Here is a 24529-nt window from a genome sequence, read left to right as displayed (position 1 = left end):
TTTACCCCCAAATTCGTTTGATTTCATCCTTGAAGGCGCGCGCTGCTCCTGCTGGATCGGCAGCCTCTGTAATTCCACGACCTGCAATAAAGGTAAAGACATCAACGCCTTCAAAGAGTTTGAGAGTATCTACATCTAGACCACCTGTTACAGAAACACGGAAGCCCATGTCAATGAGTTTTTTAACCTTATTAAGGTCTTTTTCACCCCAAGTTTCACCAGCAAGAAGGGCATCACGAGATTGGTGATAGATAGCTTGTGAGATACCTGCATCTAGCCAAAGCTGAGCTTGTTCAAAAGTCCAATCACCATAAAGCTCGATTTGGATTTCTCCTCGGTCTCCACGTTCAGCCTTGATAGCCTTTAGAGCTGCTTCCATAGTAGGGATGGTTGCACAACAGATACAAGTCATCCAATCTGCTCCACGAACGGCATTATTTTGGGCAACTGTTCCACCAGCATCGGCACATTTTGTGTCTGCTACAATAATCTTATCTGGGAAAAGGCTACGTAAGACTTCAACCAGTTCACTTCCAACTTGAAGCAAGCAAACAGTTCCAGCTTCGATAATATCTACTTCGTGACCAACAGAAACAGCTGCTTTAATCGCTCCTTGCAAGTCTGAATGGTCTAATGCAACTTGTAAATTAGGTATTCTTTTTGTCATTTCTTTATTCCTCTTTCTAACTTTCCAAATCCAATCCTTCAAGATAAGGGCTATCCTTAGATTCTTCGATCATCGCCAAGACATCTTCTTTAGTCTGGCAAGCCTGTAAACGTGCAATAGAATCTTCTAATTCAAACAAGGCAATGATTTGTGGAATGGCTACACTTGTGTGAATTTTTGAGCTTGTTGCCGCTAGTGCTAACAAAACAGAGACCTCTTTCCCATCTGAAAATACAACAGGATTTTGTAAGGTGATCAATGAAAAGGCATCTCTTTGCACTCCAGCTTCTGGTCTAGCATGGGGCATAGCCATACCTGGCATTAAGATATAGTAAGGGCCATACTCTTCAGTTGATTCGATAATAGCATCGTAATACTCTGGCAAAATTGCTCCACTTTCAATCAAGGGATCTACTGCTACCTTGACTGCTTCCTTCCAATCTTTAGCCTCTAAGCCTAGTCGGATTGAGTCATTGTCAATTAAAGCTTGTTTTAAATTCATATCTGCCTCCTTTATTTAAAGAGGGAGAAGGACAGAAACGATAACTCCCAGTTTCTGTCCAGCCCCCTCCAACCTTTTACTGTAGTGCTTGACTGAGTTTTTCAGTGATTTCTTTATCATCCATCAAGTTGTCAAGCCCGATTAACTTCCCATTAGTCCGACCTTCCAATTCTTGGATCAAATGAAGAGAAGCGATTACGATGTCATAGCCTGCTGCTAAACCTTTTGCTTCACCGACACTGCATGAATTGACTGTAAAGTCTGTTTGATTAAGCTTACGGAGGGCATTTTCAACCTTCATCTTGATAACCATAGATGAACCCATTCCATTTCCGCACGCTGCTAATACTTTAACCATTTTATTTCTCCTTTTCTAGACACTAAGCTTCTTCTTGAACTTCACCGTTGTAATATTTCTCTTTATCTTTTGCTTTTGCAAATTGAAGTTGAGGAATAACGAGCAAGAAGAGACATACAAGTACATAACCAACGATACCGAGGTATTTGAAGATATAGCCAAATCCAAGCCATGGGAATTCAAAGTCGATATTTCCATGGTAACCACCGTAAGATGCTAAGTCGAGAAGGGCTACACAGAGAGCTCCTAGAGCAACTTGGAGGACACCTGAAATGAAGGATAGGATAACGGCTGCTTTCCATCCGCCACGCTTATCAGCATAGACCGCGATGGCTGCATTATCAAAGAACACTGGTACAAATCCTGTAATAATAAGGACAGGGTTTTTAAAGACGATGAGCAAGACAATTGTAATCAATTGACCAATCAAACCAAAGGCAAATCCTGATAAGACCGCGTTTGGAGAACCGAATCCATAAGAAGCTGCAACGTCGACTGCTGGGAATGAACCAGGCAACAATTTGTTTGAAATACCTTGGAAGGCATTTGTCAACTCAGATACGAACATGCGGACACCTTGCATCAAAACGAACAAGTAAACTGAGAAGGTGAAGGCTGTTTGGATAATGTACATAAAGAAATCTTGTTTTGCAGGATTGAATAGAGTTCCTGAAGTGATGACTTCTTTATTAGACATAATATCTGGACCCAAGATTAACAGAATGGCTCCAAAGAATACGAGCATCAAAGTAGCAGATGCAACAACAGTATCATGGAAGATTGAGAGGAACTTAGGCAATTTAAGATTGTCTAGACTTTCTTCTTTCTTACCAAAGCGTCCTGCCACTTTATCTACAAACCAGATTGCAAATTGTTGTTGGTGACCAATCGCAAATCCGCCACCACCAGTCAGACGTTGAGTTGCCTCAACAGTCATATTTGAACTAACTGCCCAGTAAAGGCCACAGATGATACCGATTGCTGCTGTACCATAAGCATTGCGCAATTGTGGGACTAAGAATAGAACCATAAGAGATACAGTCGCAGCTTGTTGTACCATGATGTGACCAGTAATAAAGAGGGTTCTTACTTTCGTAATCTTGCGTAGAGCTACAAGCAAGATATTTACTCCAAAACCGATCAACAGAGCTGTAGTTGCAGTTCCGACAAAATCTGGAAATTCAGCTGCAATTTTGTTGTTTGCTGCAGCAAGTCCAAAGTAAGGGTCGATAACCGCTGCACCAATTTGGAATTTGTAGTTAAGGGCTGCCAAGATTGGACGGAAAGTTGTAACCAAACCACCAGCACCCACGTTGAGCAACATATAGCCTACTGTTGCTTTAACGAAACCTGAGAAAACATCATGAGCAGGTTTTTTCAAAAGTGCATATCCTATCAACACCAATAAACCTACGAAAAATGCGGGATTCTGCAAAATATTGCTAGAAAACCAATTTAGAACACTTGAAATGACTTCCATAATTGTTCTCCTTTTGAATTGTTTTTGTAAGTTTATTATATACTTTGAAAACGGAAACAAAAAGACCAAGAATTACACAGCGGACTGTTCACTCTTGGACTGTATGATTTATGATATTTTACGGTTTATCTTATTTTCTCGTAGCTAGATAAAAGGGAAGAATTGTTTCATAAGATTCCAGTAGGGCTTCTACGATTTCTTCTTCAGATGAATTTTCGGCCACTGGAACATCTACCTTCACTAAAACTTTGCGGACTTCCTGATGGGATAATTTTTCTCTTAAAATTTGACGATTTTCCTCAGTAGCCTCCATCTTGTGACTTTCTCCATTTGAGTAGACTAGATAGTAAATTCCGTCTACTACTGGAACTTCTAGGACCTTGGCCTGTTTGTCTAAAGTTTTATCATCCTTCTTACGTTCTATAAAACTCACTTCTAGTGAAACTCCAAAATCAGAAGGGCTCCCATATAAACGAAGAGCCAACATAGGCTCTGTCACTTCTCCCTCACGCTGTAGATAGGCCCAGAAATGCGGTCGCAAACGTTGGGCTTGATTCATCCACTGACTCGTCCCTTGGAGATCCCATTCTGGATGTCTTTCTTGAAAAGCCTTGGCTAAGTGTGTAAAGACCTTTCTGGCCTCCTGCCCCTTGCTTCTCAAATAAAGCATATTTTCAGCTTCTTGACCTGCCTTCTCGGGTTTTTGATACTGTAAACCAGAGTAAGCTAGATATTCTCTCATTGTATTCAACATAGGATCAACCTCCCTTAGCTAGCAAAAAATCAGGGTGCCCCTGATTTTGCTTTGATTATTCTGTATCAACCACAACGTAACGATTTGGTTCATCACCTTCTGAATAACTAGTGACACCCTCCATACGTGAAATGATACGATGGATGATTTTACGTTCGCTGCTAGACATTGGATCAGTCACCTGACTACGCCCCTCTTCTAGGACACGTGTAGCTAATTTCTGTGCATAGCTCTGCAAGACTTCTGCACGGTGTTCTACATAATCATTAACATTGATGGTAATATAGAAGGTTCTTGAATAGCGGTTATAAAGATAATTTTGTGCTAAAAGCTGAAGAGATTTCAAAACCTTACCATGGTAACCGATAATACGGCCCGGTTCATTAGTATCAATTTGCATATTGATAGAACGGCGATTTGAGGTACTTGAAATTGCTCCCTCAACATCCATATCATCAATAATACCTTGAACATAGTTGGTCACTTCTTCGACCACCTGGTCAATATCATAGGTCGGTTCAATCTTCAAACCTAGATTTTCTAAATCATCATTCTGCTCGACTTCCTCCTGCTCTTTAGATTCTTCTGGCAGTAAATCTTTTAGAATGGCAATATGACCAGTCTCCTCTAAAATTGTACTAGCTTCTTTCTCATTTTTTAGAATTTCGGCCTTAACCTCTTCAGAGATTCCTTGTCCTTCTTCCTCGATTTTCTTGATTGCTTCAACAACATGACCTAAGTCTACTGTTGCTTCACTAACAGTCTTAACGGGTTCGTTCTTAGCATTAACTTCCTTTGGAACTCCTTTGACTGCTTGCTGATTTGCCTTCACAACAGTTGTCTCACTAATTGCTTCGATATCAACTTGCGCAGGTTTCTTCCCAAAAAGACCAAAGAAACCTTTTTTCTCCCTTGAGACAACCTTAATATGTGCCTTCATTCTAGGAATCCCCAATTCCTTCAATCCCGTTTGGATTGCTTCCTCAACAGTTGAACCTGTAAATAATACCATTACAAGATTCCTCCTTACTTTTTCTTTTTCTGTGCTTTCTTGAGAGCTTTTCTCTTCTTGATTTCTAAATCCTTCTTAGCCTGTACTCCCGCCTCACGCTCTGCAATAATCTTGAATGGATTGTTGAGCAGATAGGTTTGGAGCACCTGATAAGCATTGGATACCGCCCAGTATAAGGCAACCCCACTTGGTGAATACATGGCAAAGAAGAAAATCATGACTGGCATTGCATACATCATTCCTGTCATGGCGCCATTTTTCTCAACCATGGCCTTATTGGATAACCAGGTGCTAAGGAAAGTAAAGATAGCTGCCAAAATAGGCAAAACGAAAGTCGTATCAACACCACCAAGGTTAATCCATAAGAAATGACCCGTTTTTAGAAATTCTACCCTACTCAAAGCTTGGAACAAGGCCAACAAGACTGGCATTTGGATTAAGATTGGCCAAAGAGAAGCTGACTGTTTGACACCATGTTGCTTGAACAACTGACGCATTTCTTGGTCCAACTTGGTACGGCTCTCCATATCCCGTCCCGGATAACGTTCTCGCAACTCCTTAACCAGTGGTTGTACTTCTTGCATCTTTCTAGATGCCACCATTTGTATCTGAAAGACTGGTAAAAGAATGGTTCTGATTAGAAGGGTAAATAAAATAATCCCCAGACCAATACTTGTATCAAATGATAAAAAGCGAATGGTTTCAGCAAAAAAATAAACAAATTTACTCCAAAAACCTGTTGATTCAGCTGTAATCTCACTCGTCGTACCACTAGCCGTGCAGGCGCTCATCACAAATAAAGCAAGCACCATTAAGCTAGTCAACTGTAATTTCTTTTTCACTCCCATTTCCTTCCTGGTAAATCTTTGATAACTTTAATACGTGAAGTAGATTTTTTTCCATTTCCGCGTAGTCCAAGATCTCAACACCTTTTCGAGCAATCACAACAAAATCTACATTTTCAACCAGCTGATTTTTATGTTCAATCAGAATATGTCGAATTCTTCTCTTGATCTGATTCCTCGTGACAGCGTTTCCTAATTTTTTACTGACAGATAGACCAACTCGAAAATGCTGTTCATTATTTTCTAATCGATAAATAACAAATTTACGATTAGCAAAACTCTCCCCTTTTTTAAATATTGCACTAAAATCTTTCTCTTTTTTTACACGAAAGCGTTTTTTCAAAATTCAACTCCATCTATTAAAACTACTACTATTATACCATAATTTTTCAAAAAGCCAATAATAGCAAGGTTTTAGCCCATTTTACAGAATGAAAAAACTGGTTTTATCCTTTAAATCATCTTATTTTTGAACAAATTTACAAATTTGAACATGCTACTTTCTTTATTTTATCTTGATATAAAACAAAAGTCACTCCAAAGAGTGACTTTTGTAGGAGATTATTATGAAAAAGTTAGGATTTTAATTAAATAAAGTTAGGAGGTCTTTATTTAATGACTATAGTATACCTGTCTTTCCTTAAACCCAACTTAAACAGATTCCACTTCTTTTTAATTTTTAAAACTATGGATCGGAGCCGGGATTTGCCCTCCACGTGCAATGAAGTCAACAGACGAGGCACCGTTAACTTTCATGACTGGAGCCGTTCCCAAAAGGCCACCAAATTCAATCATATCGCCTTCTTTTCCTTTTGGAATAATACGTACAGCAGTTGTTTTCATATTGATGACTCCGATAGCAGCTTCATCCGCAATCATCGCCGCAATTGTTTCTGCAGGTGTATCTTCAGGAATGGCAATCATATCCAAACCAACTGAACAGATAGCCGTCATAGCTTCTAGTTTTTCCAAATTAAGGGAGCCATTTTGCACAGCAGCAATCATCCCCTCGTCCTCAGAAACTGGGATAAAGGCACCAGACAAACCACCAACTTGGTTGCAAGCCATAACTCCACCTTTTTTAACTTGGTCGTTCAAGAGAGCCAAGGCAGCAGTCGTTCCATGAGTCCCAACTGTCTCTAACCCCATTTCCTCAAGGACACGGGCTACAGAATCACCCACTGCTGGAGTTGGAGCCAAACTCAAATCGACAATTCCAAAATCAACTCCAAGTCGCTCACTAGCCATTTGACCGACTAATTGACCAATGCGGGTAATCTTGAAGGCTGTCTTTTTAACAGTTTCAGCAACAACATCAAAGCTCTGACCACGAACCTTTTCCAAGGCACGTTTAACAACACCTGGACCAGAAACACCGACATTGATAATGACATCTGCTTCACCAACCCCATGAAAAGCGCCTGCCATAAAAGGATTGTCCTCTACCGCGTTGGCAAATACAACCAGTTTAGCCGCCCCCATATCAGATAAAGAAGCTGTTTCCTTGATAATGCGTCCCATATCCGCTACTGCAGTCATATTGATACCCGATTTAGTCGAACCAATATTTACTGATGAACACACCTTATCCGTTTCTGCCAAAGCACGAGGAATGGAGTTGATAAGGATTTCATCACCTTTTTGATAACCCTTTTGTACCAAGGCTGAAAAACCACCAATAAAGTCAACACCAATTTTTTTCGCAGCTTTATCCAGTGCTTTAGCTAAGACTACATAATCCGTCGCATCGGTAGCAGCACCAATCAAGGAAATTGGAGTTACTGACACACGTTTATTCACAATAGGAATTCCTAACTCAGCCGCAATTTCATCTCCAACAGCCACTAAATTAGCTGCTTTTGTAGTAATTTTTTCATATATTTTTTCTGCAGCACGATTGATATCTGGATCGATACAGTCCAAAAGGGAAATCCCCATGGTAATGGTTCTAATGTCAAAGTTTTGCTCCTCAATCATTGCGATTGTTTCGGTAACTTGTCTAATATCCATAAATACCTCCTAGATATTGTACATAGCATCAAAAATAGCTGCACTTTGAATATTGATTTTGACATTCAAAGTCTGACCAAAAACCTCAAATTCGTTTCTAAGATGTGTAAAATCTTGTTTTTCATCACTAGATACCACAGCCATCATAGTAAAGAATTCGTCTAAGACTGTTTGTGAGATATCATCAATATTTAAGCCTAATTCAGCAATTTTTGTCGCAACACCTGCAACAATTCCAGATTTATCTTTACCAACAACAGTAATAATAGCTTTCATGATTAAACTCCATTTCTAACACAAAACGATATCCATTTTGGACAAAAATAAAATGAAAAAGGAGGATAGAGTAACTAAATCACTTAATAGTGAATAATTATCCAAGTTGAAACCCTAAAAAAATCTCTTAGGTGATCTTGTACCAGGCTAATATTTTTTACCAAGTCGCTAGTTTAGAACTTAAAACTGATAATTTATTGGCACATAACCTCTTTATAGAATATTTTTGAGAAAATGAACATTGTTGATTTTCTTTTTCAATAGTATAGCATATTTCTTACTAAAATACTCAAAAACGCCTGCTTACGAAATTGTTCTTAAGTAAAAACAATTTCGTAAACAAGCGTCTACCTTATCATCTTATGATGAGTGTTCCCGCTAGGACATAAGTCCTAGCGGTAGACCAGAGCTAGACTAAGAGCACAAGACTCCATCATCATAACACTCAACAAAATTGATGATTTTATACTAATTCGATGATCGCCATTGACGCTGCATCACCACGACGTGGTTCAGTTTTAAGGATACGAGTGTATCCACCGTTACGTTCAGCATAACGAGGTGCGATTTCTGAGAACAATTTTTGAAGTGCTGTAGTAGAAGTGTACTTATCAGTTGCTTCATCATAGTTTTCAGATGCGATTTCATTACGTACGAAAGCAGCTGCTTGACGACGTGCATGCAAATCACCACGTTTACCTAGAGTAATCATTTTTTCAACAGTTTTACGGATTTCTTTAGCACGAGCTTCAGTTGTCACGATTGATTCATTGATCAAAAGGTCAGTTGTCAAATCGCGAAGCATTGCTTTACGTTGTGAGCTAGTGCGTCCTAGTTTACGGTAAGCCATTTATTCCTCCTTTATTTATCTTTTAATCCAAGACCCAAATCAATGAGTTTGACTTTCACTTCTTCCAAACTCTTGCGTCCAAGATTTCTTACTTTCATCATCTCTGCTTCAGATTTTTCTGTCAAATCATGCACAGTGTTGATACCGGCACGTTTCAAACAGTTGTATGAACGCACAGACAAGTCAAGTTCCTCAATCGTACGCTCCAAGATACGGTCGTCCGATTCAGTATCAGCTTCTTTCATCACTTCTGCTGACTTAGCAATCTCTGTAAGATTTGTAAACAAATCAAGGTGCTCTGTCAAGATACGTGCTGAAAGCCCTAAAGCATCTTCTGGAATAATTGTTCCATTAGTCAAGATTTCAAGGGTTAATTTGTCGAAACCATCATTGCTACCTACACGAGCAGGTTCAACTTGATAGTTGACTTTTGTAACTGGTGTATAAATAGAATCTACAGCAAGTGTTCCAACTGGTGCATTATCTTTTTTGTTTTCATCAGCAGGTACATATCCACGACCACTGTTAACAGTCATTGTCGCTTTTAGAGAAGAACCTTCACCGATTGTAAAGAGATAATGATCTGGATTTACAATTTCAATGTCGCTATCTGTCAAGATATCTCCAGCTGTAATTTCAGCAGGACCTTGCACATCTAGTTCAATGATCTTTTCGTCTTTAACGTAAGATTTTACTGCAATACCTTTGATGTTCAGAATGATTTGCATCACGTCTTCGCGAACACCCGGAACTGTATCAAATTCATGCAATACACCTTCGATATTGATAGATGTTACAGCAGCCCCTGGAAGAGAAGCTAGAAGTACACGACGAAGAGAGTTACCAAGTGTTGTACCGTAACCACGTTCAAGCGGTTCGATTACAAACTTGCCATAATCTTTATTTTCATCAATTTTTGTTATATTTGGTTTTTCAAACTCGATCATTTAGTTACTCCCTCTTAAACGAAAAGCAGTGTAAGGTTATGATTATACACGGCGACGTTTTGGAGGACGAGCACCATTGTGTGGCACTGGAGTCACATCACGAATTGCTGTTACTTCAAGACCAGCGGCAGCAAGAGCACGAATAGCTGACTCACGACCAGAACCTGGACCTTTAACAGTAACTTCAACTGACTTAAGACCGTGTTCTTGTGCAGATTTAGCAGCAGCTTCAGAAGCCATTTGAGCAGCAAATGGTGTAGATTTACGAGAACCTTTGAAACCAAGAGCACCAGCTGATGACCAAGCAATTGCATTACCATGCACATCAGTAATCATAACAATAGTGTTATTAAATGTAGCGTGAATATGAGCAATACCAGATTCGATATTCTTTTTCACACGACGTTTACGTGTTGGTTTAGCCAAGACTTTTACCTCCTATATTATTTTTTCTTACCAGCAATCGCAACAGCTTTACCTTTACGAGTGCGAGCGTTGTTTTTAGTGTTTTGTCCACGGACAGGAAGTCCACGACGGTGACGGATACCACGGTATGAACCGATTTCCATCAAACGTTTGATGTTCAAGTTAACTTCACGACGAAGGTCACCTTCAACTTTAATTGCATCCACTTCACGACGGATAGCATCTTCTTGATCTGGTGTAAGATCGCGAACACGTACATCTTCTGAAATTCCAGCAGCTGCCAAGATTTTCTTAGATGTTGGAAGTCCGATACCGTACACATAAGTCAATGAAATTACTACGCGTTTGTCATTTGGAATGTCAACTCCAGCAATACGAGCCATGTTTTCTCCTTTCTATCTTATCCTTGACGTTGTTTGTGTTTTGGATTTGCTGGGCAAATTACCATAACACGACCATTACGACGAATTACTTTACAGTATTCGCAAATTGGTTTGACCGATGGTCTTACTTTCATTTCTTATCCCTCCAAGTTTTTCGATTATTTAAAGCGGTAAGTGATACGTCCACGTGTCAAGTCATATGGACTCATTTCGACAGTAACACGATCTCCCGCTAAAATACGAATATAGTTTTTACGAATTTTACCAGAAACTGTTGCTAAAATCTGATGTCCATTTTCAAGTTCAACCGTAAACATTGCATTCGGCATAGTATCAACTACTTTACCTTCAACTTCAATCACATCGTCTTTTGCCACGCAAAAGTACCTCCATAAATTTCGATTTGATGCCTCTAGACACAGAGACAACAATTATAAGTCAGACTAACTCAGTATAACATTTGTAGAGACATTTTGCAAGCATGAAAAACGCTTTTATTTCAATTTTGTCAATACTTTTTCGATATCTGCAAAGACATCATTGATATCTTGGTTACCTTCGATATCATGTACCAAACCTTTTGCACGATAGTGGGCAATAATTGGTTCACCTTGGGCAATATTAACATCCAAACGACGTTTTACTGTTTCAGGTTTGTCATCTTCACGTTGGTAATAGTCTTCTTCTTTGTAGTCAACTGGTGGGTTGAAAACTTTATGGAAAGTTTCGCCAGTTTCACGGTGAATGATACGACCACTCAAACGCTCCAAAAGACAATCTGGATTTACTTCGATGTTAATAACACCTTCAAGCTCAATCCCTAATTCAGCTAAAGTTTTATCCAAGGCATGAGCTTGCTCAATTGTACGTGGGTATCCGTCCAACAAGAAACCCGTTTCTTTAATGTCATCTTGTGAAAGACGCTCTTTTACGATTCCGTTTGTAACTTCATCTGGAACCAACTCACCTTTGTCGATATAAGACTTAGCTAAGACACCCATTTCAGTTTGGTTAGCCATTGCTGCACGGAACATATCACCTGTTGAGATATGAGCAACATGAAATTGTTCAACAATTTTTGCTGCTTGTGTACCCTTACCTGCACCAGGTAAGCCCATAATCAAAAGATTCATGATTCAAACTCCTTTTTTGTTTTTAAATAGAAGCAAAAATTCATTTCAACTCCTATTTAAAAACAAAATAGAAGAGAGGAGATAAAAATCTGACAAGGTCTTTGATTTTTAAACTCCACTCTCTGAGCAATAGTGAATTTTCTTTTCTATTACAATTATTCTGTTGTATTCATGAAACCAACATACTTACGTTTCAATAAATAACCTTCCAATTGTTTAATTCCTTCAATACCTGTTGAGATAATGATCAAAAGACTTGTTCCCCCAAAAGCAACGACTTCTGAAAGACCGAATAAATCCTTAGCTACAATAGGTAAAATAGAAATAACACCTAGGAAGAGGGAACCGACTGTTGCGAGACGACGAAGAAGTTTTGACATATACTCTTCTGTCCCTTTACCAGGACGGACACCGTGGATATAAGCACCGCTCTTTTGCAAATTTTCTGCCGCCTTCTCTGGATTAATCTGTACAAATGTATAGAAGAATGTAAAGAGGATAATCAACAGAGCGTACAAAGCGATACCTGTAGGGGCTGTTGTAGATAGCAACTCCTGAGCACTACGTACCCAGGCCCAATCAAGACCAGATGCACTTACAAATTGTAAAATTGCCGCTGGTGCTGCTGTAATTGAGCTAGCAAAGATAACTGGAATAACTCCTGCAGGGTTAATCTTCAATGGAAGATAGGAACTTGACGGTGCTCCTTGTGCTACCTTAGTATACTGAATTGGTATCTTATATTCAGCTTGTTGAACATAAGTTGTAAAGTAAACGATCAATAAGACTGCTACAATTAAGATAGCAACAAAAATGAGGGATGAAGTCAAGCGACTGCTTGGTACATTGACAAAGTAGTCAACATAGATACCCTTGATCATATCAGGAATTGAAGCAACAATCCCCGCAAAGATAATCATGGAAACACCATTTCCATAACCCTTATCAGTAATTTGCTCTCCCAACCAAGTTACAATCATACTACCCGCTGTTAGTATTGCTCCAATCACAAGGAAAACTTGTGGTGTTAAAGGAACAGTCAAAAGTTTGGCTCCAGATAAAGCATTAAAACCAGCAGTAATTCCGATAGATTGCACGAATGCAAGAACAAGGGCAATATATCGCGTTGCCTGATTCAACTTTCTACGACCAACTTCCCCTTGTTTGCCCCACTCTACAAACTTCGGTAATAAATCCATTTGTAAGAGTTGGACAACGATAGAAGCAGTAATGTATGGACTAACACCAAGTGCAAAAACTGAAAAGTTTTTCATGGCATTACCAGACACCAAACTTAACATATTTAGAAAAGATAGACCACTCAAAGCATTCAAGCTATTGGCATTCACCCATGGAACCGTAATGCTAGTCCCGATACGGAAGACAAAGACGATAAAAATTGTAAAAAGAATTTTTGATCGAACTTGCTTGACTTTGAAGGCTTCTCTCAATAATTTAAAAAACATAGGTCACCTCTCTTAGATGACTTCTACTGAACCACCTTTAGCAGTGATAGCTTCTTCAGCTGATTTAGAGAATTTAGCTGCTTTTACAGACAATTTCTTAGTCAACTCACCGTTACCAAGAATTTTGATACCTGATTTTTCAGCTTTAACAATTCCTGATTCGATAAGAACAACTGGAGTTACTTCTGCACCATCTTCAAAGACGTTCAATTGGTCAAGGTTAACAATTGCGTATTCTTTAGCGTTGATGTTAGTGAATCCACGTTTTGGAAGACGACGGAACAATGGAGTTTGTCCACCTTCAAAACCAAGACGTACTCCGCCACCGCTACGAGCTTTTTGACCTTTTTGACCACGACCAGATGTTTTACCGTTACCTGATGAAGTACCACGACCAACACGGTTACGAGTTTTACGAGAACCTTCTGCAGGTTTCAATTCATGAAGTTTCATTATATATTTTCTCCTCTTTTGTAAAATGCTAGCGCCGATAAGAGAGAAAAGGTTGTCTCTCCTATCAACTCGCCTATACGTTTGTCATCAAAGATGACTATATCTAGTTTTAGGGGATGGTATACTGCACATCCCCTAAAATTTAATTAGTTTACTTCTTCAACTGTTACCAAGTGAGATACTGCAGTGATCATACCACGTACTGCTGGGTTATCTTCTTTAATAACAGAGCTGTTCAATTTGCCAAGTCCAAGTGCTACAACAGTTTTACGTTGTGATGGAATGCGTCCGATTGGAGACTTAGTCAAAGTAATTTTAATTTGAGCCATTTTATCCCCTTTCTTATGCCAAATCAGAAACTGAAATACCACGAAGGGCAGCAACTTCTTCAGCGCGTTTCAATTGTTTCAAACCTTCAACAGTTGCACGAACAATGTTGATTGGAGTATTTGAGCCAAGAGATTTAGATGTAACATCAGCTACACCTGCCAACTCGATAACGGCACGAACAGCACCACCAGCGGCAACCCCAGAACCTTCTACAGCAGGTTTCAACAATACTTTAGCTCCACCGAATTCTGAAATAACTTCGTGTGGGATTGTTGTTCCAACCATAGGAACTTCGATCAAGTTTTTCTTAGCATCTTCTACTGCTTTGCGGATTGCTTCTGGAACTTCTTGAGCTTTACCAGTACCAAATCCTACGCGACCATTGTGGTCACCAACGACTACAAGAGCTGCAAAACGAAGACGACGTCCACCTTTAACAACTTTAGTAACACGGTTAACAGCAACTACGCGTTCTTCTAATTCAACTGCATTGTCTTTAAATGCCATTTTCTAGTGTCCTCCTATTAGAATTTCAATCCGTTTTCACGAGCTGCATCAGCCAAAGCTTTCACACGTCCGTGATATAGATATCCACCGCGGTCGAACACCACTTCTGAAATACCTTTAGCGTTTGCACGTTCTGCAACGAGTTTACCGACAGCAACGGCTTGTTCAGTTTTTGTTCCTTTTGAAACTTCTTTGTCAAGAGTTGAAGCACTTGCGAGCGTTACACCCGCTACGTCATCAATAACTTGAGCGTAGATGCCTGTATTAGAACGGAATACGTTCAAACGTGGGCGATCAGCAGTTCCAGAGAGTTTTCCGCGAACGCGACGGTGGCGTTTTTGGCGGAGTTTGTTTTTATCTGGTTTAGAAATCACAGTTTTCACCTCTTTAGTTTTAAATCGTGTGCTATGCACAAAGTTGGAAATGATATTGGTGGCTGAAAATCAACCACTCAATATTATTTACCTGTTTTACCTTCTTTAAGACGAACATATTCGCCAACGTAACGGATACCTTTACCTTTGTATGGTTCTGGTGAACGAAGGCTACGTACGTAAGCAGCTGTTTGACCAACTACTTCTTTTGAAATTCCGCTAACAACGATTGTTGTTGGGTTTGGAAGTTCAAAAGTAATTCCTTCTGGAGCTTCAACTTCGTCTGGATGTGATTTACCAACAGCCAAAACAAGTTTTGATCCTTGAAGTTGTGCACGGTAACCAACCCCACGCATTTCAAGTTGTTTCTTGAATCCTTCTGATACACCAATAACCATGTTGTTCAAAAGAGCACGAGTAGTTCCGTGGATAGTTTTCATTTCTTTTGAATCGTTTGGACGGTGAAGAGTTACTTCAGTACCTTCCACACGAATTTCAATATCTTTTGAGAACTCACGAGTAAGTTCTCCTTTAGGTCCTTTTACAGTTACAACGTTGTCATTGTTAGTGATTTCAACACCAGCAGGCAACACGATAACTTTATTACCAATACGTGACATGTTTTTATTCTCCTGTTAAATTGTCAGGCCATGTTGGCCAGTTTTCACGGGGTTAAATCGATTTCTCGATTTAAAGGAATATTTAGGTTTTAATTTCAAAGTGAATCTAGGCATCGTCTCGCAGGCATAACTTTAGGTTAGGCAAGAGACGATAACGACGAGTCACAAAGAAATTGGGAGCTAAATATTACCAAACGTAAGCGATAACTTCTCCACCAACGTTCTTTTGGCGTGCTTCTTTATCAGTAAGCAAACCTTCAGAAGTTGAAAGGATAGCAATTCCAAGGCCGTTAAGTACTTTTGGAAGGTCTTCACGTTTTTTGTATACACGAAGTCCTGGTTTAGAAACACGTTTCAAGTTTGTGATAACTTTTTCACCGTTTGGTCCGTATTTAAGGAATACACGGATGATGCCTTGTTTGTCATCTTCGATGATTTCTACGTTCTTAACAAAACCTTCGCGTTTAAGGATTTCTGCAATCCCTTTTTTGATGTTTGATGCAGGTACTTCAAGTACTTCGTGTTTTGCTTGGTTAGCGTTACGAATACGAGTTAGGAAGTCTGCGATTGGGTCAGTCATAACCATTTTATTTTTCTCCTCTTACTAGTAGTTTGCAAGTTGCACTTGCTAGTTAATACATGATACAAAGAGCGTAACAGCAAGAGCAAAAATAGGCAATTTGATGCAGGAGCCATGCTCCAAAGCAAATTGGTCTTTTTTGCCAAAGCTGTAGCTCGTGTTCAAATTGGCAAGCCCAACTGAACCCGGGCTAAACTCTGTGTGAAAAAGATAAACTTTTCTAGAAACTAAAGTTTCTTCGTCAAGTTTCCTATTTTCACTTGGAGTTTTGACGCCCTTGATATCTTAAATTACCAAGATGCTTTTGTTACACCAGGGATTTGACCTTTATATGCCAATTCACGGAAGCAAACACGGCAAAGTTTAAACTTGCGGTAAACTGAGTGTGGACGTCCACAACGTTCACAGCGAGTGTATGCTTGAGTAGAGAACTTCGCTGGGCGTTTGTTCTTAGCAATCATAGATTTTTTAGCCATTAGTTATACCTCCTATATTATTTTGCAAAAGGCATTCCAAGGCCTGTAAGCAATGCACGTGACTCTTCGTCAGTGTTAGCAGTAGTTACGATAACGATATCAAGACCACGAGTTTTGTCAACGTCATCAAAGTTGATTTCTGGGAAGATCAATTGTTCTTTCACACCAAGTGTGTAGTTTCCGCGTCCATCAAATGATTTTGTTGGAACACCATGGAAGTCACGCACACGTGGAAGTGAAACTGAAACCAATTTATCCAAGAATTCGTACATACGTTCACCACGAAGGGTAACTTTTGCACCGATCGCAACACCTTCACGAAGACGGAAGCCGGCGATTGATTTTTTAGCTTTAGTGATAAGTGGTTTTTGACCTGAGATAAGCGCCAATTCTTCAGCAGCTTTTTCAAGGCTTTTAGCGTTTGATACAGCTTCACCAACACCCATGTTCAAAACGATCTTATCTACTTTAGGCACAGCCATCACTGATGAGTAGTTGAATTGTTCTGTCAAAGCAGGAACTACTTCATTAAGATATTTTTCTTTTAAACGATTTGCCATTATACTTCTCCTTTCCTTCGTGATTAATCAAGCACTTCGCCTGATTTTTTGTTGTAGCGAACTTTTTTACCGTCTACAAATTTGTAACCAACACGACCAGCTACACCGTTTTTGTCCAAAACTTGAACGTTTGATACGTGGATAGCTGCTTCCTTCTCGATGATACCACCTTGAGGAAGTTCGTTAGTTGGACGTTGGTGTTTCTTAACGATGTTAACACCTTCAACTATAACTTTGTTTACTTTTGGAAGGGCAGTAAGGACAACAGCTTCTGTTCCCTTATCTTTACCAGCGATTACGCGAACTTTGTCGCCTTTTTTTACAAACATTTTTTTCTCCTTTTATTCTTACGCCCAATGGGCACCCTGGCTAGGCCAGGGGACTGTGTTTGTTTGTTTTTGCTCTGTGAAAATTAAAGCAATCCTTCGTCAGTTTCAACTCACCTAACTTAAGTTATGCTTTCGTCTTACTTCCTAGACTTGTTTTAATTTTCTTTGAACAATCAATTAAAGTACTTCTGGAGCAAGTGACACGATCTTCATGAAGCCACCTTCACGCAATTCACGTGCAACTGGGCCAAAGATACGTGTTCCGCGAGGAGTTTTATCTTCACGGATGATAACTGCTGCGTTTTCGTCAAATTTGATGTATGAACCATCAGCACGACGAGCACCTGATTTAGTACGAACGATAACTGCTTTAACAACGTCACCTTTTTTAACCGCACCACCAGGAGTAGCTTGTTTTACAGATGCCACAATAACATCACCGATGTTCGCAAATTTACGTTTAGAACCACCAAGAACTTTGATAGTCAAGATTTCGCGTGCACCGCTGTTGTCTGCGACTTTCAAACGAGTTTCTGTTTGAATCATTTCAGTTTTCTCCTTTCAGGTTTGATTAGATGATAACCGCTTCTTCAACGACTTCTACAAGACGGAAACGTTTTGTAGCTGAAAGCGGACGAGTTTCCATGATACGTACGATATCGCCTTCTTTGGCAACATTGTTTTCATCATGTGCTTTGTATTTTTTAGAGTAGTTAATACGTTTACCATAGACTGGGTGGTTACGTTTTGTTTCAACTACAACTGTGATTGTCTTGTCCATTTTGTCAGATACAACACGTCCAACAAGAACTTTACGATTATTGCGTTCCATTGAAATTTCTCCTTCCCTAGTCTATTATTTCGCTTCAGATTGAACTGTTTTGATACGAGCGATTTGTTTTTTAACTTCTTTCAAGCGAGCTGTTTGTTCTAATTGACCAGTAGCAGCTTGGAAACGAAGTTCAAACAATTCTTTTTTCAATTCGTTTTCGCGCTTCGCGAGTTCTTCTTGAGAAAGACCACGAAGTTCTTTAACAAATTCTTTTACTTCATTAAGTTTCATGCCTTCTCCTTATTCTGCTTCACGTTTTACGAATTTACATTTAACTGGCAATTTGTGGCTTGCAAGACGAAGCGCTTCGCGAGCGATCTCTTCAGATACACCAGCAACTTCAAACATTACTTTACCACGTTTAACTGGTGCTACCCAACCTTCAGGTGCCCCTTTACCAGATCCCATACGAACCCCGATAGCCTTAGCTGTGTATGATTTGTGTGGGAAGATTTTAATCCAAACTTTACCACCACGTTTCATGTAACGAGTCATGGCGATACGAGCAGCTTCGATTTGGCGGTTAGTGATCCAGTGGCTAGTTGTAGCTTGAAGGCCGTATTCACCGAATGCTACTTCTTTTCCACCTTTAGCTTCACCGCGCATTTTACCACGGAATTCACGACGGTGTTTAACACGTTTAGGTACTAACATTGGTTATTTACCTCCTTTAGTGTTTTTACGAGCTGGAAGAACTTCACCACGGTAGATCCATACTTTAACACCAAGTTTACCGTATGTAGTGTCTGCTTCTTCCCAAGCGTAATCGATATCTGCACGAAGTGTGTGAAGTGGAACAGTTCCTTCAGAGTATCCTTCAGCACGGGCGATATCTGCACCGTTCAAACGACCTGATACTTGAGTTTTGATTCCTTTAGCTCCAGCACGCATTGCACGTTGGATTGCTTGTTTTTGTGCACGACGGAAAGCAACACGTTGCTCCAATTGACGAGCAATTCCTTCACCAACAAGGTGAGCATCCAAATCAGGTTGTTTGATTTCGATGATGTTGATGTGTACTTGTTTTCCAGTCAATTTGTTAAGTTTAGCACGGAGTGCATCAACGTTAGCACCACCTTTACCGATAACCATACCTGGTTTAGCAGTGTGAAGTGAAACGTTAACTTTGTTTACTGCGCGTTCAATTTCAATAGTTGAAACAGCTGCGTCAGCAAGTTCTTTTTGAACGAATTTACGGATTGCAAGATCTTCATGAAGGTAATCCGCGTATTCTTTTTCAGCATACCATTTGGCATCCCAATCACGGATGATGCCGACACGCATACCAATTGGATGTACTTTTTGACCCACGATTTTACCTCCTTATTTTTCTGCAACAGCTACAGTGATGTGAGCTGTACGTTTGTTGATTGGTGAAGCTGAACCTTTCGCACGTGGACGGAAACGTTTCATAGTTGGTCCTTCGTTTGCGAATGCTTCAGATACTACCAAGTTAGCTTTATCCAAACCAAAGTTGTTTTCAGCGTTAGCTACAGCTGAGTTCAAAACTTTCAAGATGATTTCAGCAGCTTTGTTTGGAGTGAATGTCAAAATTGCGATTGCATCGGCTACGCTTTTACCACGGATGTTGTCAAGAACAAGACGTGATTTACGAGGTGAAACACGTACTGTGCGAGCCATTGCTTTAGCTGAAGTAATTTCTGCCATTTATGTTCTCCTTATTTTCTACGTGTCTTCTTGTCGTCTGCGGCGTGACCTTTGTAAGTACGAGTTGGTGCAAATTCACCAAGCTTGTGACCTACCATGTCTTCTTGGATGTAAACAGGTACGTGTTTACGTCCATCATAAACTGCGATTGTGTAACCAATGAAACTTGGGAAGATCGTTGAACGACGTGACCAAGTTTTGATAACTTTTTTCTTTTCGTCGTTAGCTTGAGCTTCAACTTTTTTCATCAAATGCTCATCGACGAAAGGTCCTTTTTTAAGACTGCGTCCCATTTTTATATTTTCTCCTTTAAATGTTGTACCACAGCGGCTTGCGCTCACATGGAGCGCTACCGAGCTGGCGGAATTTCCTAGTTGCTTAAGCGACTAGTTTTAAATTATTTCTCGTTGCGACGACGAACGATAAGTTTGTCAGATTTCGCTTTCTTGTTACGAGTTTTAAGACCAAGAGCAGGTTTGCCCCATGGAGTAGATGGTGCTTTACGACCAACTGGTGCTTTACCTTCACCACCACCGTGTGGGTGATCGTTAGGGTTCATTACAGAACCACGAACTGTTGGGCGGATACCTTTCCAACGGCTACGTCCTGCTTTACCAAGGTTTACAAGTCCATGTTGTTCGTTTCCGACAACACCAACTGTAGCACGACAAGTTCCAAGAATCATACGAACTTCGCCTGATTGAAGACGAACAAGAACGTATTTACCTTCTTGTCCCAATACTTGAGCAGAAGCTCCAGCAGCACGAACCAATTCACCACCACGACCTGGTTTCAACTCAATGTTGTGAACCAAAGTACCAACTGGGATGTTAGCAAGTGGAAGAGCGTTACCTACTTTGATATCTGCTTCAGGACCTGAAACGATACGTTGACCAACTTCAAGACCTTTTGGAGCGATGATGTATGCTTTCACACCGTCAGTGTAGTGTACAAGAGCGATGTTTGCAGAACGGTTTGGATCGTACTCGATAGTTTTAACAACTGCTTCAACGTTATCTTTGTTACGTTTAAAGTCAACCAAACGGTAGAAACGTTTGTGTCCACCACCTTGGTGACGAACTGTGATACGACCGTTGTTGTTACGACCAGCCTTGTTCTTCAAAGCAACAAGCAAAGTTTTTTCAGGTGTGCTTGTTGTGATTTCAGCGAAATCCAAAGAAGTCATATTACGGCGACCGTTTGTTGTTGGTTTATAAACACGAATTCCCACGATATTTCCTCCTTAGATTATTCAGCTTCAGCAGCAAACAACTCGATTGCTTTTGAATCAGCTGTAAGAGTGATGATAGCTTTTTTAGTTTTGTTAGTAAAACCAGTGTAACGTCCAACACGTTTAGCTTTAGGTTTTACGTTGATTGTGTTAACATTTGCAACTTTAACACCTTCGAAAGCAGCTTCAACAGCTTGCTTGATCAAAAGTTTGTGAGCACGAGTGTCAACTTCAAATACATATTTTCCTGCTTCAAGTTGAGCCATTGAGCTTTCAGTGATAACAGGTTTTTTGATAACATCATACAAATTCATTATGCAAGAACCTCCTCGATTTTAGAGATAGCTGCTTGAGTAACAAGAAGTTTGTCACTATTTGCGATGTCAAGAACACTTGCAGTTGTAGCAGTCGCAACTTTCACGTTTGGAAGGTTACGAGCTGAAAGAGCTGCGAATTCGTTTCCTTCTTCAAGAATAACAAGGACTTTAGAATCGATGCTCAAAGCTGCAAGAACTTTTGCAAATTCAGCAGTTTTTGGAGCTGTAAATTCAAGAGAATCAACGGCTACAAATTTGTTTTCAGCAACTTTTTCTGAGTAAACAGATTTTAGTGCAAGGCGACGAACTTTTTGAGGAAGTTTGTACGCATAGCTACGTGGAGTTGGTCCGAAGACGATTCCACCACCACGCCATTGTGGAGAGCGGATAGAACCTTGACGAGCACGTCCAGTTCCTTTTTGACGCCATGGTTTGCGTCCGCCACCTGAAACGGCTGAACGGTTTTTAACAGCGTGAGTTCCTTGACGAAGGCTAGCACGTTGGCTGATGATGACATCAAACACAACAGATTGGTTTGGTTCGATACCAAAGATTGCATCGTTAAGAACAACTTCGCCCGCTTGTTTACCAGTTTGGTCGAATAATGTTACATTTGCCATTTTGACTGTATTCCCCTTTCCTTATTATTTACCAGCTTTAACTGCTGATTTGATAGTGATAAGAGATTTCTTAGCACCTGGTACGTTACCTTTGATAAGGATAACGTTCTTTTCTGGAACAACTTGTACAACTTCAAGGTTTTGAATTGTTACACGGTCGCCACCCATACGTCCTGCAAGGTTTTTACCTTTGAATACGCGGTTAGGTGCAACAGGTCCCATAGAACCTGGACGACGGTGGTAACGAGAACCGTGAGCCATAGGTCCACGTGATTGTCCGTGGCGTTTGATAACACCTTGGAAACCTTTACCTTTAGAAGTACCAGTTACGTCAACAACATCTCCAGCTGCGAAAGTTTCAACTGTGATTTCAGCACCAACTTCCAAGCCTTCAACGTTTTTGAATTCACGAATGAAGCGCTTAGGAGCCGTGTTAGCTTTTGCTACATGTCCTTTAGCAGGTTTGTTGCTCAATACTTCGCGTTTGTCATCGAAACCAACTTGGATAGCGTTGTATCCGTCTGTTTCAACAGTTTTAACTTGAAGAACAACGTTTGGAGTTGCTTCAATAACTGTTACAGGGATCAATTCGCCAGCTTCAGTGAAGATTTGAGTCATTCCCACTTTTTTCCCTAAGATTCCTTTTGTCATGAGAAAATAGATCCTTTTCTATATTTTTTATTCAAAAAGTTTTTAACGAGCGTTTTTTATGCTCAAGTTATCAAGCTTTAAATTAAAGTTTGATTTCTACGTTTACACCACTTGGAAGATCCAATTTCATCAAAGCGTCAACTGTTTTTTGAGTTGGGTTAACGATATCGATCAAACGTTTGTGTGTACGCATTTCAAATTGTTCGCGAGAGTCTTTGTATTTGTGAGTCGCACGAATGATTGTGTAGAGGCTACGCTCAGTTGGAAGTGGGATTGGACCCGCAACTTGTGCACCTGTACGAGTAGCTGATTCTACGATTTTTGCAGCCGCTGTGTCAAGCGTACGGTGTTCGTAAGCTTTCAAACGGATACGGATTTTTTTGTTTGCCATCTTTTTCTCCTTTTCGTCTATTTAAGATAATAGGCTAGCTCCACAAGAAAACCGACGCGCGTTGCGTGGCAATGCAACCGAGCGTGTCGCAACCTCTTGCATCAAAGCTAAAGCTGTAATTTACAGCACCATAATAGAATAACACAAAGCCCCTGCGATTGCAAGGGATTTGACAGGTTTTTTTAAATTTTTTAAATGAAACTGTTTTCTTGTTCCATTTTAATGAATTTGCATATTTAAGTGCTGGATTTTCTGACTTTTCTTCTATATACAGTTAGTTTTAATTTGAAATTTATCATCTGATTGATCTACCAAGATATCAGCTCTTGACTCGGTTTCTTTATAGTATTGTAGATACTGCTCCCGTCTCATCTGCTGACTAGCTAATATAAAGGATGCATCACGATTTCTCACAGTCGTATCTCGAGCTAGTCGCCTCTTTAATTCGGTCTCCTCATCTGTGTAGAAACAAATGGTTTTGTCAAAGAGTTCCTTGGGTAGAAAACCCACAGACATCCCTTCGACTATCAGAATTGGTTTTGCTCCCGATAAGACTTCACTAGCCTTCCAGGGTTCCTCAATTGTTAAGATGTCCATACCCGCTTGCAGAGCAAGAATATCTCTTTGTAAACTTGCCAGCTCATGCGCTACTGGTAAACATGCTGTCACCTTTTGGTCTGGTGTCTCTTTAGGTACCACTAAATGTCGTCCCGAAGTAATATAGGGATCTGTCTCTAGTAAATTTACCTTTTCAGCATCCAATACTTGGTATAATTCTTGAGCAAAAGTTGATTTCCCTGAAGCGCCGTGGCCGTAGATACCTAGCGTCCTAATTCTTCCCGACTCTATCTCTGATACTAGTCTTTCTATTAACTCTTTTTTCTTCATTCTCTCTTCACCTGTTCATAGCTTTCTTTTCCATCGTTAAGCTTGTCCCAAATGACTACCTTTCCACTTTGGAGAGACTTTTGCACATCGATAATCCGTTGGTTGGAAGAGCCACGGAACTGTAGCATGAGATTACGCTTGCTTTTATCATACCGTCCATCGACAAGGATGTCAATCAATGATAAGAGTTCTAGCTTATCTGGAGTTTCCAGCATCATTTCTTCCCAAGTGTAGCCTGTCCAAGACCAGATGTCTTTTTCTGGCAATTCTTTACGAATGCGTTTTACAAGGGGCAAAAGAATACCTGTATTGAGGAATGGCTCTCCTCCTAGCAAAGTCAATCCTTGAACATAGGGCTGGGCTAAGTCTGCCATGATTTGTTCTTCCAATTCTGGCGTATAAGGAATTCCTGCATTGAAAGACCAGGTCGCTACATTGTAACAGCCCTCACAGTGAAACATGCAGCCGGCTACATAGAGAGAATTGCGCACCCCTTCTCCATCCACAAAGTTAAAAGCCTTATAGTCAATGATACGCCCTTGACTGAGTTCTTCACTTTTCCACTCTCCTGGTTTTGGTGTATTCCATGTCAT

At 40.1% G+C, this 24529-nt stretch carries 41 protein-coding genes; all 41 read right to left on the bottom strand.

Annotation, left to right across the window (positions count from 1 at the left end; all coding sequences use genetic code 11):
• Position 1: 1 nt before the first annotated feature.
• Positions 2–667 carry a 3-keto-L-gulonate-6-phosphate decarboxylase UlaD gene (locus O3658_RS05830; protein ID WP_371559975.1) on the bottom strand — a complete coding sequence of 222 codons (666 nt, stop codon included), beginning with the start codon at positions 665–667 and terminating at the stop codon, positions 2–4.
• Positions 668–683: 16 nt separating this feature from the next.
• The gene (locus O3658_RS05825; RefSeq protein WP_001049925.1) at positions 684–1169 is read right to left on the bottom strand and encodes a PTS sugar transporter subunit IIA; all 486 of its coding nucleotides are present in this window, start codon (positions 1167–1169) and stop codon (positions 684–686) included.
• Positions 1170–1245: 76 nt separating this feature from the next.
• On the bottom strand, positions 1246–1527 hold the full coding sequence (locus O3658_RS05820) for a PTS sugar transporter subunit IIB (protein ID WP_000241466.1): 282 nt from the start codon (positions 1525–1527) through the stop codon (positions 1246–1248).
• Positions 1528–1549: 22 nt separating this feature from the next.
• Positions 1550–3007, bottom strand: a complete 1458-nt coding sequence (locus O3658_RS05815) for a PTS ascorbate transporter subunit IIC (protein ID WP_060956301.1) — start codon at positions 3005–3007, stop codon at positions 1550–1552.
• A 130-nt stretch (positions 3008–3137) separates the two neighbouring features.
• A complete protein-coding gene (locus O3658_RS05810; protein WP_371559972.1) occupies positions 3138–3761 on the bottom strand; it encodes an HI_0552 family protein in 624 nt (207 codons plus the stop codon).
• Between the two features lie 55 nt (positions 3762–3816).
• Positions 3817–4773 carry an RNA-binding cell elongation regulator Jag/EloR gene (jag, locus tag O3658_RS05805; RefSeq protein WP_049504883.1) on the bottom strand — a complete coding sequence of 319 codons (957 nt, stop codon included), beginning with the start codon at positions 4771–4773 and terminating at the stop codon, positions 3817–3819.
• 14 nt (positions 4774–4787) lie between these two features.
• The gene (locus tag O3658_RS05800; RefSeq protein ID WP_000728106.1) at positions 4788–5615 is read right to left on the bottom strand and encodes a YidC/Oxa1 family membrane protein insertase; all 828 of its coding nucleotides are present in this window, start codon (positions 5613–5615) and stop codon (positions 4788–4790) included.
• A complete protein-coding gene (gene rnpA, locus O3658_RS05795; protein WP_045762469.1) occupies positions 5590–5961 on the bottom strand; it encodes a ribonuclease P protein component in 372 nt (123 codons plus the stop codon). The genes O3658_RS05800 and rnpA overlap by 26 nt, the downstream gene beginning before the upstream one ends.
• A gap of 329 nt (positions 5962–6290) precedes the next feature.
• The gene (locus O3658_RS05790) at positions 6291–7628 is read right to left on the bottom strand and encodes a PFL family protein (RefSeq protein ID WP_371559969.1); all 1338 of its coding nucleotides are present in this window, start codon (positions 7626–7628) and stop codon (positions 6291–6293) included.
• 9 nt (positions 7629–7637) lie between these two features.
• Complete coding sequence (locus O3658_RS05785) at positions 7638–7904, bottom strand: ACT domain-containing protein (RefSeq protein WP_000644115.1); 267 nt, start codon at positions 7902–7904, stop codon at positions 7638–7640.
• Positions 7905–8367: 463 nt separating this feature from the next.
• Positions 8368–8754, bottom strand: a complete 387-nt coding sequence (gene rplQ, locus O3658_RS05780) for a 50S ribosomal protein L17 (protein WP_247918025.1) — start codon at positions 8752–8754, stop codon at positions 8368–8370.
• Between the two features lie 11 nt (positions 8755–8765).
• Positions 8766–9701, bottom strand: coding sequence for a DNA-directed RNA polymerase subunit alpha (locus O3658_RS05775; RefSeq protein ID WP_000568996.1), 936 nt, complete (start codon positions 9699–9701; stop codon positions 8766–8768).
• A 42-nt stretch (positions 9702–9743) separates the two neighbouring features.
• Positions 9744–10127 carry a 30S ribosomal protein S11 gene (rpsK, locus tag O3658_RS05770; RefSeq protein WP_001118385.1) on the bottom strand — a complete coding sequence of 128 codons (384 nt, stop codon included), beginning with the start codon at positions 10125–10127 and terminating at the stop codon, positions 9744–9746.
• A gap of 17 nt (positions 10128–10144) precedes the next feature.
• Positions 10145–10510, bottom strand: a complete 366-nt coding sequence (gene rpsM, locus O3658_RS05765) for a 30S ribosomal protein S13 (RefSeq protein WP_000090783.1) — start codon at positions 10508–10510, stop codon at positions 10145–10147.
• A 17-nt stretch (positions 10511–10527) separates the two neighbouring features.
• On the bottom strand, positions 10528–10644 hold the full coding sequence (rpmJ, locus tag O3658_RS05760; RefSeq protein WP_001808836.1) for a 50S ribosomal protein L36: 117 nt from the start codon (positions 10642–10644) through the stop codon (positions 10528–10530).
• Between the two features lie 24 nt (positions 10645–10668).
• Positions 10669–10887 (bottom strand): translation initiation factor IF-1, encoded by a 219-nt coding sequence (gene infA / locus O3658_RS05755; RefSeq protein WP_001029883.1) that lies wholly within the window; start codon positions 10885–10887, stop codon positions 10669–10671.
• A gap of 117 nt (positions 10888–11004) precedes the next feature.
• The gene (locus tag O3658_RS05750; protein WP_001050432.1) at positions 11005–11643 is read right to left on the bottom strand and encodes an adenylate kinase; all 639 of its coding nucleotides are present in this window, start codon (positions 11641–11643) and stop codon (positions 11005–11007) included.
• A gap of 155 nt (positions 11644–11798) precedes the next feature.
• Positions 11799–13109: a preprotein translocase subunit SecY gene (secY, locus tag O3658_RS05745; RefSeq protein WP_000465391.1), complete on the bottom strand. Its 1311-nt coding sequence runs from the start codon at positions 13107–13109 to the stop codon at positions 11799–11801.
• Positions 13110–13121: 12 nt separating this feature from the next.
• Positions 13122–13562 (bottom strand): 50S ribosomal protein L15, encoded by a 441-nt coding sequence (gene rplO, locus O3658_RS05740; protein WP_000766079.1) that lies wholly within the window; start codon positions 13560–13562, stop codon positions 13122–13124.
• Positions 13563–13708: 146 nt separating this feature from the next.
• A complete protein-coding gene (rpmD, locus tag O3658_RS05735; protein ID WP_000057243.1) occupies positions 13709–13891 on the bottom strand; it encodes a 50S ribosomal protein L30 in 183 nt (60 codons plus the stop codon).
• A gap of 13 nt (positions 13892–13904) precedes the next feature.
• A complete protein-coding gene (gene rpsE, locus O3658_RS05730; protein WP_000874203.1) occupies positions 13905–14399 on the bottom strand; it encodes a 30S ribosomal protein S5 in 495 nt (164 codons plus the stop codon).
• 17 nt (positions 14400–14416) lie between these two features.
• Complete coding sequence (rplR, locus tag O3658_RS05725) at positions 14417–14773, bottom strand: 50S ribosomal protein L18 (RefSeq protein WP_000624044.1); 357 nt, start codon at positions 14771–14773, stop codon at positions 14417–14419.
• An 83-nt stretch (positions 14774–14856) separates the two neighbouring features.
• Positions 14857–15393 carry a 50S ribosomal protein L6 gene (gene rplF, locus O3658_RS05720; RefSeq protein WP_000086625.1) on the bottom strand — a complete coding sequence of 179 codons (537 nt, stop codon included), beginning with the start codon at positions 15391–15393 and terminating at the stop codon, positions 14857–14859.
• Positions 15394–15580: 187 nt separating this feature from the next.
• Positions 15581–15979: a 30S ribosomal protein S8 gene (gene rpsH / locus O3658_RS05715; RefSeq protein WP_000245504.1), complete on the bottom strand. Its 399-nt coding sequence runs from the start codon at positions 15977–15979 to the stop codon at positions 15581–15583.
• A 284-nt stretch (positions 15980–16263) separates the two neighbouring features.
• Entirely contained in the window at positions 16264–16449 is a 186-nt protein-coding gene (locus O3658_RS05710) for a type Z 30S ribosomal protein S14 (RefSeq protein WP_001085699.1), read from the bottom strand.
• Positions 16450–16466: 17 nt separating this feature from the next.
• Positions 16467–17009 (bottom strand): 50S ribosomal protein L5, encoded by a 543-nt coding sequence (gene rplE, locus O3658_RS05705; protein ID WP_000013542.1) that lies wholly within the window; start codon positions 17007–17009, stop codon positions 16467–16469.
• 23 nt (positions 17010–17032) lie between these two features.
• Positions 17033–17338 (bottom strand): 50S ribosomal protein L24, encoded by a 306-nt coding sequence (gene rplX, locus O3658_RS05700; RefSeq protein WP_000497691.1) that lies wholly within the window; start codon positions 17336–17338, stop codon positions 17033–17035.
• 177 nt (positions 17339–17515) lie between these two features.
• Positions 17516–17884, bottom strand: coding sequence for a 50S ribosomal protein L14 (gene rplN, locus O3658_RS05695; protein WP_000616548.1), 369 nt, complete (start codon positions 17882–17884; stop codon positions 17516–17518).
• 25 nt (positions 17885–17909) lie between these two features.
• Positions 17910–18170, bottom strand: a complete 261-nt coding sequence (rpsQ, locus tag O3658_RS05690; RefSeq protein WP_000440801.1) for a 30S ribosomal protein S17 — start codon at positions 18168–18170, stop codon at positions 17910–17912.
• A gap of 24 nt (positions 18171–18194) precedes the next feature.
• Entirely contained in the window at positions 18195–18401 is a 207-nt protein-coding gene (gene rpmC / locus O3658_RS05685; RefSeq protein WP_000772918.1) for a 50S ribosomal protein L29, read from the bottom strand.
• 9 nt (positions 18402–18410) lie between these two features.
• Complete coding sequence (gene rplP / locus O3658_RS05680; protein WP_000960948.1) at positions 18411–18824, bottom strand: 50S ribosomal protein L16; 414 nt, start codon at positions 18822–18824, stop codon at positions 18411–18413.
• A 3-nt stretch (positions 18825–18827) separates the two neighbouring features.
• Complete coding sequence (gene rpsC, locus O3658_RS05675; RefSeq protein WP_000529936.1) at positions 18828–19481, bottom strand: 30S ribosomal protein S3; 654 nt, start codon at positions 19479–19481, stop codon at positions 18828–18830.
• Positions 19482–19493: 12 nt separating this feature from the next.
• Complete coding sequence (gene rplV / locus O3658_RS05670; protein WP_000818137.1) at positions 19494–19838, bottom strand: 50S ribosomal protein L22; 345 nt, start codon at positions 19836–19838, stop codon at positions 19494–19496.
• Between the two features lie 11 nt (positions 19839–19849).
• Positions 19850–20131, bottom strand: coding sequence for a 30S ribosomal protein S19 (gene rpsS, locus O3658_RS05665; RefSeq protein ID WP_000533766.1), 282 nt, complete (start codon positions 20129–20131; stop codon positions 19850–19852).
• Between the two features lie 104 nt (positions 20132–20235).
• A complete protein-coding gene (gene rplB / locus O3658_RS05660; RefSeq protein ID WP_000512914.1) occupies positions 20236–21069 on the bottom strand; it encodes a 50S ribosomal protein L2 in 834 nt (277 codons plus the stop codon).
• Between the two features lie 17 nt (positions 21070–21086).
• Positions 21087–21383, bottom strand: a complete 297-nt coding sequence (locus tag O3658_RS05655) for a 50S ribosomal protein L23 (protein WP_001055347.1) — start codon at positions 21381–21383, stop codon at positions 21087–21089.
• Positions 21383–22006 (bottom strand): 50S ribosomal protein L4, encoded by a 624-nt coding sequence (gene rplD, locus O3658_RS05650; RefSeq protein WP_000024549.1) that lies wholly within the window; start codon positions 22004–22006, stop codon positions 21383–21385. The genes O3658_RS05655 and rplD overlap by 1 nt, the downstream gene beginning before the upstream one ends.
• A 24-nt stretch (positions 22007–22030) precedes the next feature.
• Complete coding sequence (gene rplC, locus O3658_RS05645) at positions 22031–22657, bottom strand: 50S ribosomal protein L3 (protein WP_000160197.1); 627 nt, start codon at positions 22655–22657, stop codon at positions 22031–22033.
• Between the two features lie 82 nt (positions 22658–22739).
• The gene (rpsJ, locus tag O3658_RS05640; RefSeq protein ID WP_001284513.1) at positions 22740–23048 is read right to left on the bottom strand and encodes a 30S ribosomal protein S10; all 309 of its coding nucleotides are present in this window, start codon (positions 23046–23048) and stop codon (positions 22740–22742) included.
• A 264-nt stretch (positions 23049–23312) separates the two neighbouring features.
• Positions 23313–23936 carry a uridine kinase gene (locus O3658_RS05635; RefSeq protein ID WP_371559884.1) on the bottom strand — a complete coding sequence of 208 codons (624 nt, stop codon included), beginning with the start codon at positions 23934–23936 and terminating at the stop codon, positions 23313–23315.
• The gene (gene nrdG / locus O3658_RS05630; RefSeq protein WP_045613165.1) at positions 23933–24529 is read right to left on the bottom strand and encodes an anaerobic ribonucleoside-triphosphate reductase activating protein; all 597 of its coding nucleotides are present in this window, start codon (positions 24527–24529) and stop codon (positions 23933–23935) included. Before nrdG ends, O3658_RS05635 begins: the two co-directional genes overlap by 4 nt.

It is taken from the genome of Streptococcus sp. 27098_8_69 (genome assembly GCF_041432445.1).
Lineage (GTDB): Bacteria > Bacillota > Bacilli > Lactobacillales > Streptococcaceae > Streptococcus.
This window is presented reverse-complemented; position numbering and strand designations above follow the sequence as displayed.

Excerpts from the sequence above, each read along its gene's own strand:
- rpsH (WP_000245504.1), bottom strand. The coding sequence starts at position 15,979 with ATGGTTATGACTGACCCAATCGCAGACTTCCTAACTCGTATTCGTAAC.
- O3658_RS05710 (WP_001085699.1), bottom strand. The coding sequence starts at position 16,449 with ATGGCTAAAAAATCTATGATTGCTAAGAACAAACGCCCAGCGAAGTTC.
- rplC (WP_000160197.1), bottom strand. The coding sequence starts at position 22,657 with ATGACAAAAGGAATCTTAGGGAAAAAAGTGGGAATGACTCAAATCTTC.
- rplV (WP_000818137.1), bottom strand. The coding sequence starts at position 19,838 with ATGGCAGAAATTACTTCAGCTAAAGCAATGGCTCGCACAGTACGTGTT.
- rplP (WP_000960948.1), bottom strand. The coding sequence starts at position 18,824 with ATGTTAGTACCTAAACGTGTTAAACACCGTCGTGAATTCCGTGGTAAA.
- nrdG (WP_045613165.1), bottom strand. The coding sequence starts at position 24,529 with ATGACATGGAATACACCAAAACCAGGAGAGTGGAAAAGTGAAGAACTC.
- rpsM (WP_000090783.1), bottom strand. The coding sequence starts at position 10,510 with ATGGCTCGTATTGCTGGAGTTGACATTCCAAATGACAAACGCGTAGTA.
- O3658_RS05815 (WP_060956301.1), bottom strand. The coding sequence starts at position 3,007 with ATGGAAGTCATTTCAAGTGTTCTAAATTGGTTTTCTAGCAATATTTTG.
- O3658_RS05820 (WP_000241466.1), bottom strand. The coding sequence starts at position 1,527 with ATGGTTAAAGTATTAGCAGCGTGCGGAAATGGAATGGGTTCATCTATG.
- rplX (WP_000497691.1), bottom strand. The coding sequence starts at position 17,338 with ATGTTTGTAAAAAAAGGCGACAAAGTTCGCGTAATCGCTGGTAAAGAT.
- rpmJ (WP_001808836.1), bottom strand. The coding sequence starts at position 10,644 with ATGAAAGTAAGACCATCGGTCAAACCAATTTGCGAATACTGTAAAGTA.
- jag (WP_049504883.1), bottom strand. The coding sequence starts at position 4,773 with ATGGTATTATTTACAGGTTCAACTGTTGAGGAAGCAATCCAAACGGGA.
- rpsS (WP_000533766.1), bottom strand. The coding sequence starts at position 20,131 with ATGGGACGCAGTCTTAAAAAAGGACCTTTCGTCGATGAGCATTTGATG.
- O3658_RS05635 (WP_371559884.1), bottom strand. The coding sequence starts at position 23,936 with ATGAAGAAAAAAGAGTTAATAGAAAGACTAGTATCAGAGATAGAGTCG.
- rplE (WP_000013542.1), bottom strand. The coding sequence starts at position 17,009 with ATGGCAAATCGTTTAAAAGAAAAATATCTTAATGAAGTAGTTCCTGCT.
- rpsJ (WP_001284513.1), bottom strand. The coding sequence starts at position 23,048 with ATGGCAAACAAAAAAATCCGTATCCGTTTGAAAGCTTACGAACACCGT.
- O3658_RS05825 (WP_001049925.1), bottom strand. The coding sequence starts at position 1,169 with ATGAATTTAAAACAAGCTTTAATTGACAATGACTCAATCCGACTAGGC.
- rpsQ (WP_000440801.1), bottom strand. The coding sequence starts at position 18,170 with ATGGAACGCAATAATCGTAAAGTTCTTGTTGGACGTGTTGTATCTGAC.
- rplN (WP_000616548.1), bottom strand. The coding sequence starts at position 17,884 with ATGATTCAAACAGAAACTCGTTTGAAAGTCGCAGACAACAGCGGTGCA.
- secY (WP_000465391.1), bottom strand. The coding sequence starts at position 13,109 with ATGTTTTTTAAATTATTGAGAGAAGCCTTCAAAGTCAAGCAAGTTCGA.
- rpmC (WP_000772918.1), bottom strand. The coding sequence starts at position 18,401 with ATGAAACTTAATGAAGTAAAAGAATTTGTTAAAGAACTTCGTGGTCTT.
- rplQ (WP_247918025.1), bottom strand. The coding sequence starts at position 8,754 with ATGGCTTACCGTAAACTAGGACGCACTAGCTCACAACGTAAAGCAATG.
- O3658_RS05655 (WP_001055347.1), bottom strand. The coding sequence starts at position 21,383 with ATGAATTTGTATGATGTTATCAAAAAACCTGTTATCACTGAAAGCTCA.
- rplO (WP_000766079.1), bottom strand. The coding sequence starts at position 13,562 with ATGAAACTTCATGAATTGAAACCTGCAGAAGGTTCTCGTAAAACTCGT.
- rplF (WP_000086625.1), bottom strand. The coding sequence starts at position 15,393 with ATGTCACGTATTGGTAATAAAGTTATCGTGTTGCCTGCTGGTGTTGAA.
- O3658_RS05790 (WP_371559969.1), bottom strand. The coding sequence starts at position 7,628 with ATGGATATTAGACAAGTTACCGAAACAATCGCAATGATTGAGGAGCAA.
- rplD (WP_000024549.1), bottom strand. The coding sequence starts at position 22,006 with ATGGCAAATGTAACATTATTCGACCAAACTGGTAAACAAGCGGGCGAA.
- O3658_RS05830 (WP_371559975.1), bottom strand. The coding sequence starts at position 667 with ATGACAAAAAGAATACCTAATTTACAAGTTGCATTAGACCATTCAGAC.
- rpsE (WP_000874203.1), bottom strand. The coding sequence starts at position 14,399 with ATGGCATTTAAAGACAATGCAGTTGAATTAGAAGAACGCGTAGTTGCT.
- O3658_RS05810 (WP_371559972.1), bottom strand. The coding sequence starts at position 3,761 with ATGTTGAATACAATGAGAGAATATCTAGCTTACTCTGGTTTACAGTAT.
- O3658_RS05750 (WP_001050432.1), bottom strand. The coding sequence starts at position 11,643 with ATGAATCTTTTGATTATGGGCTTACCTGGTGCAGGTAAGGGTACACAA.
- O3658_RS05775 (WP_000568996.1), bottom strand. The coding sequence starts at position 9,701 with ATGATCGAGTTTGAAAAACCAAATATAACAAAAATTGATGAAAATAAA.
- O3658_RS05785 (WP_000644115.1), bottom strand. The coding sequence starts at position 7,904 with ATGAAAGCTATTATTACTGTTGTTGGTAAAGATAAATCTGGAATTGTT.
- rpmD (WP_000057243.1), bottom strand. The coding sequence starts at position 13,891 with ATGGCTCAAATTAAAATTACTTTGACTAAGTCTCCAATCGGACGCATT.